The sequence below is a fragment of the Paraburkholderia silvatlantica genome (assembly GCF_003096715.1).
GTDB lineage: Bacteria > Pseudomonadota > Gammaproteobacteria > Burkholderiales > Burkholderiaceae > Paraburkholderia > Paraburkholderia silvatlantica.
This window is the reverse complement of the sequence record NZ_QEOL01000029.1, coordinates 110888-120444: the sequence shown is the minus strand read 5'-3', so window position 1 is coordinate 120444 and position 9557 is coordinate 110888. Positions and strand designations below refer to the sequence as shown.

Annotated in this window: 7 protein-coding genes and 1 pseudogene; 2 read left to right on the top strand and 6 right to left on the bottom strand. The window is 65.5% G+C overall.

Annotation, left to right across the window (positions count from 1 at the left end; genetic code table 11):
- Positions 1-213: 213 nt before the first annotated feature.
- Complete coding sequence (locus tag C7411_RS30965; RefSeq protein WP_110387772.1) at positions 214-1074, bottom strand: LysR family transcriptional regulator; 861 nt, start codon at positions 1072-1074, stop codon at positions 214-216.
- Between the two features lie 146 nt (positions 1075-1220).
- On the opposite strand from C7411_RS30965, the gene mdtD reads away from it, so the two are divergent.
- Positions 1221-2624 carry a multidrug transporter subunit MdtD gene (gene mdtD, locus C7411_RS30960; RefSeq protein WP_110387771.1) on the top strand — a complete coding sequence of 468 codons (1404 nt, stop codon included), beginning with the start codon at positions 1221-1223 and terminating at the stop codon, positions 2622-2624.
- A gap of 62 nt (positions 2625-2686) precedes the next feature.
- On the opposite strand, the gene C7411_RS38485 is transcribed toward mdtD, so the two are convergent.
- On the bottom strand, positions 2687-3268 hold the full coding sequence (locus C7411_RS38485) for an ABC transporter permease (protein ID WP_243413408.1): 582 nt from the start codon (positions 3266-3268) through the stop codon (positions 2687-2689).
- A gap of 14 nt (positions 3269-3282) precedes the next feature.
- Here C7411_RS38485 and C7411_RS30945 point away from each other — a divergent pair, with 14 nt between their 5' ends.
- Positions 3283-4200 (top strand): NAD(P)-dependent oxidoreductase, encoded by a 918-nt coding sequence (locus tag C7411_RS30945; protein WP_243413407.1) that lies wholly within the window; start codon positions 3283-3285, stop codon positions 4198-4200.
- 109 nt (positions 4201-4309) lie between these two features.
- Here C7411_RS30945 and C7411_RS30940 read toward each other — a convergent pair.
- The 4 genes and pseudogenes from C7411_RS30940 to C7411_RS30925 form a co-directional block, all read right to left on the bottom strand.
- A pseudogene (locus C7411_RS30940) lies at positions 4310-4681 on the bottom strand (MFS transporter); the annotation flags it as partial.
- Positions 4682-4731: 50 nt separating this feature from the next.
- A complete protein-coding gene (locus C7411_RS30935; protein ID WP_110387769.1) occupies positions 4732-5694 on the bottom strand; it encodes a dimethyl sulfoxide reductase anchor subunit family protein in 963 nt (320 codons plus the stop codon).
- 52 nt (positions 5695-5746) lie between these two features.
- Entirely contained in the window at positions 5747-6481 is a 735-nt protein-coding gene (locus C7411_RS30930) for a 4Fe-4S dicluster domain-containing protein (RefSeq protein WP_042263104.1), read from the bottom strand.
- A 15-nt stretch (positions 6482-6496) separates the two neighbouring features.
- Positions 6497-9442 (bottom strand): molybdopterin oxidoreductase family protein, encoded by a 2946-nt coding sequence (locus C7411_RS30925; protein WP_110387768.1) that lies wholly within the window; start codon positions 9440-9442, stop codon positions 6497-6499.
- Between the last annotated feature and the right edge of the window lie 115 nt (positions 9443-9557).

Below are 9557 nucleotides of genomic sequence, written 5' to 3'. Positions count from 1 at the left end.
GCGGCTGGACTGCCGAACCAGCAATGTCGCATGATCTGGATGCGAGTCTGTGGCGTCGGATAGCCCGTTAAGGCGGGAGGCGACCATTCCATCTAAAAAGCCGTAACAGTCAAAAATGCGATAACTTTTATTATGTCAAATAAAGAAACTTTCGAATCCGCCGACACCTGAACCGCGCGCCACCCCAAGATTCCCTGCGTCCTCGCCTCCCGCTCACTCACCAATCCACGAACCGCGCAAGTCGCTGTCGTGCATGAGTTGCAGCAGCGTTTGCGCCGGGCGGGAAAGCCGCTTGCCTGCGAGCACAATGAATTCCACATTGGGCAGCGCCGGCAAGCTTGCGACGTTCACAGGCGGCGCCAGTCCGCGGGCGGCAAGATATTGAGGCCGCACGGTGACGCCGAGTCCGGCGCGCGCCGCCGCCACGCAGCCCGAATGGCTGCTGCTCGTGCATACCAGTTGCCAGCGGAAATCGGTCTGCGCAAGCGCGTCGAGCACCACGGCCCGCGTCACGCTCGGCTCGGCGACAAGGATGAGCGGCAGCGGCTGCGCAAGATCCATCGTCGTGCCGGCGCGCGCGAGCCATTCGAGCCGTCCGGTGAAGAGCACCGCGCCGCGTTTGTCGCCCAGTCGCCGCTTGCCCACCATCAGGTCGATCGCGCCCGAATCCAGCAGCTCGTAAAGCCGGCCCGTCATGCCGATGGTGATTTCCAGCTCCACATCGGGATGCGCGTTGCGAAACGCTGTCAGCACGGCGGGCAGCGGGCCGAGCGCAACGTCGTCGGAACAGCCGAGCCGCACCCGCCCGCGCAGGCGCGGCGCGCGGAACTGCGACTCGGCGCGGTCGATCGCCTGCAGGATGCTGCCGGCATGCGCCAGCATCGCCTCGCCATCGGAAGTGATGGCGAGCGAATGCGTATCGCGGATAAAGAGGCGGCGCCCGATCGCCGCTTCGAGCCGGCGCACATGATCGCTTACGCTCGACTGCGTCAGTCCGAGCTGGCGCGCCGCTTCCGTGAAGCTGTGGCAACGCGCGACCGCCTCAAAGGTCCTGAGCCAGATGGGATTGAGCATGGCGGATGGTTATCGGCAATGCCGATGACAGTCAAAGTCTCTGCTGGGGTTCTCGATGAGCGATGGTAACAATATCATGACGCCATTGATGATAATTGCGCCGCAATGCCGTACCTGCCCCAACGCGGCGCGACGGAAAGTTCCAGATGAACAATAATTCGAGCCACGCGGCGCTGCTATGGATCGTCGCTGCGGCCTTTTTCATGCAGACGCTCGACACGACGATCGTCAATACCGCACTCCCCTCCATTGCGCGCAGCCTTGGCGTAGGACCGCTCGTGATGCAGCCGGTCATCGTCGCATACACGCTGACCATGGCCATGCTCACGCCGGCTTCGGGCTGGCTTGCCGACCGTTTCGGCACACGCCGCGTCTATTTCGTCGCGATTCTGATCTTCGTGATCGGTTCGCTGTGCTGCGCGAGTGCGCACACGCTCGCGCAGCTCGTGGTCGCGCGCGTGCTGCAGGGCATCGGCGGATCGATGCTAATGCCGATCGGCAGGCTCGCCGTGCTGCGTGCGGTGAGCGGCGAGCAGTACGTCTCGGCGCTCGCGCTCATTTCGGTGGCGGGCCAGGTGGGGCCGATCGTCGGCCCGACGCTCGGCGGCTGGTTCGTGCAGGCGATCTCATGGCACTGGATCTTTCTGATCAACGTGCCGATCGGCCTCGCCGGCGTGTTCGCGGTCCACCGCTATCTGCCGAATGCGTCGAGCACCGCTGCGCCCCGCTTCGATCTCGCCGGCTGCACACTCGTGTCGCTGTGCATGATTGCGCTCTCACTGGCCTTCGACACACCGGTCCAGACGCATCGCGCCGCGTGGTCCGCCGGGCTCTTCGCACTCGGCATCGCGGCGGCCTTCGCTTACGTGGCGTATGCACGCGGCCGCCGCGATCCGCTTTTCAAGCTCCGCTTGTTCGGCGAGCCGAATTTCAGCGTCGGCCTGATCGGCAATCTCGTCTGCCGCATCGGCTCGAGTGCCGTGCCGTTTCTCGTGCCGCTGCTCATGCAACTCGAGCTCGGCTACTCGCCGTTGCGCTCGGGTCTCATGATGCTGCCCGCCGCGCTTGCGGGAACGGTCGCCAAACGCTGGATTGCGCCACTGATCCGCCGTTACGGCTACGAGACGTTCCTGCTGGTCAACACGCTGGTCGTGGGCGCATCGATCGTTGCGTTCGCACTGATCTCGCGTGGCACGCCTGGCGCCGTGGAGGTTGCCGTGCTGGCCATCTTCGGCGCGGCCAACTCGATGCAGTTCGCCGCGATGAACAGTGTCACGCTCAAGGACCTCTCCCACGAGGACGCCGGCAGCGGCAACAGCCTCTTCTCCATGGTGCAAATGCTCGCAATGGGACTCGGCGTCACCATTGGCGGCGCGCTCGTGAGCCTTGGCGAGGCGCAGTGGGGATCGGTTGCGCCCGGTTTTCGCATGAGCTTCGCGGGCGTGGGCGCAATCACGCTCGTCTCCGCACTGGTCTTCCGCCGCATCGACACGCAGGCGCGCGTCGCCGCTTCGCCTTCTGCGATGGCGCCGGCGGCCGCTCGCCGCTGATCCCGCAAGAGCCTGGCACCGGCATCGCGCGTGCTCGATCGCGAAGAAGCCGACGAACACAATCAGTGCGCGAGAATTCCCATCGCGCGTTTCTTCAGATCCAGGAACTGCGGTTCGAATGCAACCTGAGGCGTACGCGGCCTTTCCAGTTCGATGGGTACGTCCAGAGCCACCCGCCCCGGTCGCGCCGAAAGCACGACAGGGCGCGTACCGGGAAAGATCCACGCCACGCCGATACCCACGCGCATCGCGGTGAAGATCTTCAGCATTGCCGAAGGCAGCACGACCTTGCGGAAGATTTGCGCGCTGCTCGCACCGAGCGTGCGGGCAACCTCGATGCACAGGGGCGGCGTGCTTTTCACGCCCGACATCGCCCCGATGATGATGACAGGAAGGGTGCCGACCCGAATCAGAATGGCTTTGGGCCATTCGCCGATGCCGAACCAGCGAACGCCACGCTCGCGATGGTGGGGAATACGCCGGCGCCTTGCTGTACCAGGCGGGTATCGGCTGACAAAAACGCGCGCGGCTAGCGCCAGACGCGCCCTATCGCTGAGTCCCGGCCTGCGCCGCCTCGTGCCGGCACCGCCCAGGCGTCGCGCCGATAGCTGAGATAATGACATCGCCCCAGCCTCAAACCCCACTCCAAGGAGCCACTGTGAGCCAATCCGCATCCTCGTCCGCCCCCAATCCGGTACGCCGCGTCGCGTTCCTGGGTCTCGGCGTGATGGGCCATCCCATGGCCGGTCATCTCGCCAAAGCCGGGCTCGACGTCACGGTCTACAACCGCACCGCCGCAAAGGCCGCGCAATGGGTCGCCGAATACGGCGGCCGCGCGGCCGCTACGCCGCGCGAGGCGGCCCAAGGCGCCGATCTGGTGCTCGCCTGCGTCGGCAACGACGACGACCTGCGCAGCATCACGCTCGGCGCGGACGGCGCCTTCGCCGGCATGGCGCGCGACGCCGTGTTCGCCGACCACACGACCGCCTCCGCCAACGTGGCGCGCGAGCTTGCCGCGAAAGCCGCCGAGCATGGCCTGCATTTCATCGACGCGCCCGTGTCGGGCGGCCAGGCCGGTGCCCAGAACGGCAAGCTCACGATCATGTGCGGCGGCGAAGCCGCAGCCTTCGAGCGCGCGAAGCCCACGCTCGCCCACTACGGGGCGGCCGTGACGCTGGTTGGCGCGGCGGGCGCCGGCCAGCTTGCCAAGATGGTCAATCAGATCTGCATCGCGGGCTTGGTGCAGGGGCTTTCCGAGGCGATCAACTTCGGCGAGCGCGCCGGGCTCGACATGGCGCTCGTGCTCGACGTGATCGGCAAGGGCGCCGCCGCGAGCTGGCAGATGGACAACCGCGGCAAGACCATGATGGCCAACAAGTTCGACTTCGGTTTCGCCGTGGACTGGATGCGCAAGGACCTCGGCTTCTGCCTCGACGAAGCGAAGCGCAACGGCGCGGCGCTGCCGGTCACGGCGCTCGTCGACCAGTTCTACGGCGACGTGCAGCGCCTGGGCGGCAGCCGCTTCGACACGTCGAGCCTCATCTGGCGCCTGCGCAAGCTCGACGGCGGCGCATAAGGCGTACCTGGGCGGCGGCCCCCCGCAAGGCCCCGGAAGACCCCGTAAGCCTTCAGTGCCGCCGCATGCAGTGCCTGACGTAGCGCCCCATGCCCGCGCCCCGCGAGGCTCAACGCGACCACCGCAGCGGGCGCCGCAGCGTGTGCCGTTCGAGCCGCATCGTCGGCATGCTGTCGAGGAACGGGAAGGCCCCCGCTTCTTCCGGGCCCATGCGCCGCTCGCGTTCCTCGTCCGCTTCGACTGTGCGCGCGGTATCGATGAAGAGCGCCGCCACGATGCCCGGCGCCAGCAACCCGGCGGAAATCATGAACGGTACGTCATAGCTGCCGGTGTGCTGGATCAGGTAGCCGAACACGACCGGCGACACCGTCCCTGCGATGCCGAAGCCCGTGTTCATCATGCCGCCCGCCGTACCCGCGTACTTGCCGGCGATATCAAGCGGCAGCGTCCACAGCGCCGGATTCGTGATCTCGAGGAAGATACGACGGCAGCCACGTGAAATAGACCCACAACAAGGCGGGACGCGTTCTACTAGGAACGCTGATAGTAGAGATTCTGCGGATGCCGTGCTTCGGCAAAGAAAAACCAGCGCTCCGCCACGAGACCCGCATACTGGATCACAGCCGCCAGGCACAGCACCGCGAACGATAGCCCGACCGGCCGAATGCCGCCTCCGATCGCGACGAGGCACAAAGGCGCGAGGAACGCCGCGATCAGGAACGTCCACTTGATGCGTTTGAGCGCGCGGGGTGTCTTGCCGTGAAAGAACTCGCGCAGATTGAAGGCGCCCGCCGTAAATCCGCGCGACTTCTGCTCGACACGTGCCGCGCGAATGCCGGTCGCGCTTTGCACGGTCGATTTCGGGCGCAGGCGTGCATTGCGGACAAGCGAGGCCGTGCGCGACGCGCAGCCCGCCAGCGTCAGCACGCATGCGCAGACGGCAAGCGGCACCGTCATGGCCGGTGCGAATCTCGCCGCGCATGCGGTCGCGAGCGTGAAGCCGGACGCGCAGCCGAGCAAGACGAAATTGACCAGCGTGAGCGGCGTCGCCCATTCCTGGAGAAAGCGCAGGCACGCGTAGATCATCGCGGTGCACACAAAGAGCAGCAGGCTCGCGACGGCAGCCACGCCGCCTATTGCCAGGGAAGCCAGCGAAAACGAGGCCCCCAGCAGGTGGGCGAGGCCATAAGCGAACGTGCAGGCCAGGAACGCGGGAAGACAAAGGCATTCGCGCGAAAGCCACGAGGTGCGCCACATCGCAATGGCCCGCCATGCCCGCTCGGGATGGCCAAGATGAAAGAACGACGCCACGAGCCCCAACGTGCCCAGTGCGCACGACAGCGCCGCACCGACGACATAGAACATCGCCGGAACCGCCGCCACCTCGCCGAAGCCGAGCCGTTGCGCCAGCTCCACGCCGACGAGCGCGATCAGCAGGCCCTGGCCCGCACCGCTCAGTGTGGTGAGAAACACCACTGAAAATGCCGGATTCATATCATTCTCCATGCTTCGATTCGGGGCGCGCCACGCGAGCGCGCTGGCGTGCTCACGTGCGCGTAGCGATCGACGCCAGATTGAGCGCGCCGTGTTCGACCTGCGCTTCCAGGGTATCGGCCGCTCCCGCGCCCGATGTCTTGCACGAACACGAGCCGCTGCCGCAGGACGTCACCGGCTGACGCGGCAAATAGTGATTCGACGGCCGGGTGCCCCACTCGGGCATCAGCTGATAGCCGCCCCGTTCGCGGATCGCCTTCGACACGACCGACTCAGGATCGTGAATGTCGCCGAACAGGCGCGCCGAGGTCGGGCACGCCAGCACGCACGCGGGCTTGCGGTCGCGCTCCGGCAGCGCTTCGTTGTAGATGCGGTCGGAGCACAGCGTGCACTTGGTCATTTCCTTGCGCGCTTCGTCGATTTCCCGCGCGCCGTAGGGACAGGCCCACGCGCAGTATTTGCAGCCGATGCAGCGGTCGTAGTCGACCAGCACGAGGCCGTCTTCCTTGCGCTTGTAGCTTGCCCCGGTCGGACACACCGGCACGCACGGCGGGTCCTCGCAGTGCAGGCAGGACTTGGGGAAATGAATGGTGTCGGCAAGCGGAAATTCGCCGGCTTCGAACGTCTGCACGCGGTTGAAGAACGTGCCCGACGGATCGGCGTCATACGGGCGAAAGTCGGCAAGACTGCCCGCCTCGCCCGACGTGTTCCATTCCTTGCAGCTCGTCACGCACGCGTGGCAGCCCACGCAGACGTTCAGATCGATCACGAGCGCCATCTGTGTCATAGCATGGTCTCCGTTTCACTTGCGTTGCGCGGCTTTGGCAAGACGCGCGGCAAACTCGCCGCGCCCGGCGAAATACGTCTGCACGACGCGATGGATGAGCCCCCCCGCCCCCGCGCCGTCCGTGCCGACGGCGCCGGGCAGCGCGGGCATGGGGGCAAACTGCGGCAGCGTATGGTCGGCGTGAGTCTCCGCCGGATAGATGCGCACGCGCACGTCGTACCACGCGGCTTGCCCCGTGACCGGATCGGAGTTCGACGTGCGCGCATGATCGGCACGCTTGACGGGAATCTCGTCGGCGATCAGGTGGTTCAGCAGGAAGCCGCGCTGCGACTCGTTGGCGTCGGGTCCGAGATTCCAGGCACCCGCCGACTTGCCGATGGCGTTCCATGTCCAGACCGTGCCCGGCTCGACGGCTTCGCTGTAGCGCGCCAGACAGCGCACCTTGCCCCATTGCGACTCCACGTAGATCCAGCCGCCGTCCTCGATGCCCTGCGCCGCCGCCGTGCGCGGATTCATGTACAGATAGTTCTCGCCATGAATCTGCCGCAGCCAGGCGTTCTGTGAGTCCCACGAGTGGTACATCGCCATGGGACGCTGCGTGACGGCCGCGAGCGGATACTGCGCGTGATCGGTCGCGTCGTGCTCGAGCGGCGGATGCCAGAACGGCAGCGGGTCGAAATACTGCTCGATGCGCGCGCGCAGATGTTCGGGCGGCTGCCGGCCCTTTGTCTTGCCCTGCGCGGCGAGCCGGAACTTCTGCATCACGTCCGAGTAAAGCGCGATGACGATCGGCTCGTTGAACTTGCGAAAGCCCTTTTCGACGGCGAACTGCAGATAAGGCCCGTTGCAGTTGCGCATGTACTGCAGCGACTCGGGCAGCGTGTAGTGGTAAACGCAGTTGTGCTTCGCGTACTCCTCCCACTGCCGCGGGTTCGGTTCGCCAACCAGCGCCTTGTCGCCGTCCTTGCCGCGCCAGCCGATCAGGAAGCCCACGCCCGAGCCGGGCGCCGTCTGGTGATTGATGATGAAGTCCGGATAGTCGCGGTATTTGCGCGTGCCTTCGGGCGTCGTGAAAGCCGGCAGTTTCAGGCGGCTTGCCAGCTCGACGAGCACTTCCTGGAACGGCTTGCATTCGCCCGTCGGCGGGACGACGGGCACGCGCACGGAGTCCACCGGACCGTCGAATTCGGAAATGGGCCGGTCGAGCATCGACATCGCGTCGTAGCGTTCGAGGTAGGTCGTGTCGGGCAGAATCAGGTCGGCGAATGCCGTCATCTCCGACTGAAACGCATCGCACACCACGATGAACGGAATCTTGTACTCGCCGTTCTCGTGCTTGTCCGCCAGCATCTTGCGGACTTCCACCGTGTTCATCGACGAATTCCACGCCATGTTGGCCATGAAGATCAACAGCGTATCGATGGGATACGGATCGCCCCGCCACGCGTTCGTAATGACGCTGTGCATCAAACCATGCACGGCAAGCGGGTACTCCCACGAAAACGCCTTGTCGATGCGCACGGGAGCGCCGTTGGCGTCGACGAACAGATCTTCGGGCGCGGCGGGCCAGCCCAGCGGACCGTTCGCGAGCGGCGTGTTCGGCTTCACGTCGTCGGGGCTGTTGGGCGGCTTCGCCGAGGGCGGCACGGCGCGCGGATAAGGCGACTTGTGCCGAAAGCCGCCAGGCCGGTCGATGGTGCCGAGCAGCGACATCAGCACGGCGAGCCCGCGTATCGACTGAAAGCCGTTCGAGTGAGCGGCAAGCCCGCGCATGGCGTGAAATGCGATGGGCGCTCCCGTCACGGTTTCGTGCGTCTCGCCCCAGGCGTCGGTCCACTGAATCGGCAACGTGACCTTTTGATCGCGCGCGACATCGGCCATTTCCTGCGCCAGCCGGTGGATCGTGGCTGCGGGAATGCCGGTGATCTGCGCCGCCCACTCCGGCGTGCAGCCGGCAACCTGCTCGCGCAGCAACTCGAACGATGGGGCGACGGGCGTGCCGTCCGCGAGCGTATAACGCCCTTCCAGCGCGGGACGCACGCCCGGCGCGTGATGCGGCACTTCGCGCTGGCTCGCGGCGTCCCACCACATGTGATTCTGCGGAAAGAGGGGGTTGCGCGCGTCGACCGCCGGGTCCTGCACGAACAGGCCGTACGTATCGCTGTCGGCGCGCATATCGAGCAGTTCGCCCGCATTCGTATAACGCTCGACGAACTCGCGGTCATACGCGTTACCTTCGATCAACTCACGCATGAGCGCCATGAACAGCGCGCCGTCCGTGCCGGGACGGATCGGCACCCATTCATCGGCAATTGCCGCGTAGCCCGTGCGGATCGGATTGATGGCGATGAAGCGCCCGCCCGCGCGCTTGAACTTCGAAATCGCGATCTTCAGGGGGTTCGAGTGATGGTCCTCCGCGGTGCCGATCATGAAGAACAGCCTGGCGCGGTCGAGGTCCGGTCCGCCGAACTCCCAGAACGAGCCGCCCATCGTGTAGATCATGCCGGCCGCCATGTTCGCCGAGCAGAAGCCGCCGTGCGCCGCATAGTTCGGGGTGCCGAACTGTTTGGCGAACAAGCCCGTCAGCGCCTGCATCTGGTCGCGGCCAGTGAAGAGCGCGAATTGCCTCGGGTCGGTCGCGCGCAAATGCGCAAGGCGCTTTTCCAGCATGTCGAACGCGGCTTCCCAGGAGACCGGCTCGAACTGTGCGGTGCCGCGCAGGGCGCCCGGTTTGCGCAGCAAAGGCTGCGTGAGGCGCGCCGGCGAATACTGCTTCATGATGCCCGACGAGCCTTTTGCGCAGATCACACCCTGATTGAGCGGATGCTCGGGATTGCCGTCGATATAACGAACCTCGCCGTCGCGAAGGTGCACGCGTATGCCGCAGCGGCACGCGCACATGTAGCATGTCGTGGTCTTGACCTCGAGCTTTTCGTTCTGCGTGCGGGGCTGATGTTCCATTGCTTCTCCAGATGCGCTTGCGGTGCAACGGCACAAACTCTGTGTGGACAATGGATATCGTATAAATGAGCGGCAAATAGAAAAACTCGCAATTTGCGATCTCATTCATCAGCCC

Bases quoted from the DNA above. Each gene is read 5' to 3' on its own strand.
- C7411_RS30935 (WP_110387769.1), bottom strand. From the start codon at position 5,694: ATGAATCCGGCATTTTCAGTGGTGTTTCTCACCACACTGAGCGGTGCG.
- C7411_RS30965 (WP_110387772.1), bottom strand. From the start codon at position 1,074: ATGCTCAATCCCATCTGGCTCAGGACCTTTGAGGCGGTCGCGCGTTGC.
- C7411_RS30930 (WP_042263104.1), bottom strand. From the start codon at position 6,481: ATGACACAGATGGCGCTCGTGATCGATCTGAACGTCTGCGTGGGCTGC.
- C7411_RS30925 (WP_110387768.1), bottom strand. From the start codon at position 9,442: ATGGAACATCAGCCCCGCACGCAGAACGAAAAGCTCGAGGTCAAGACC.
- mdtD (WP_110387771.1), top strand. From the start codon at position 1,221: ATGAACAATAATTCGAGCCACGCGGCGCTGCTATGGATCGTCGCTGCG.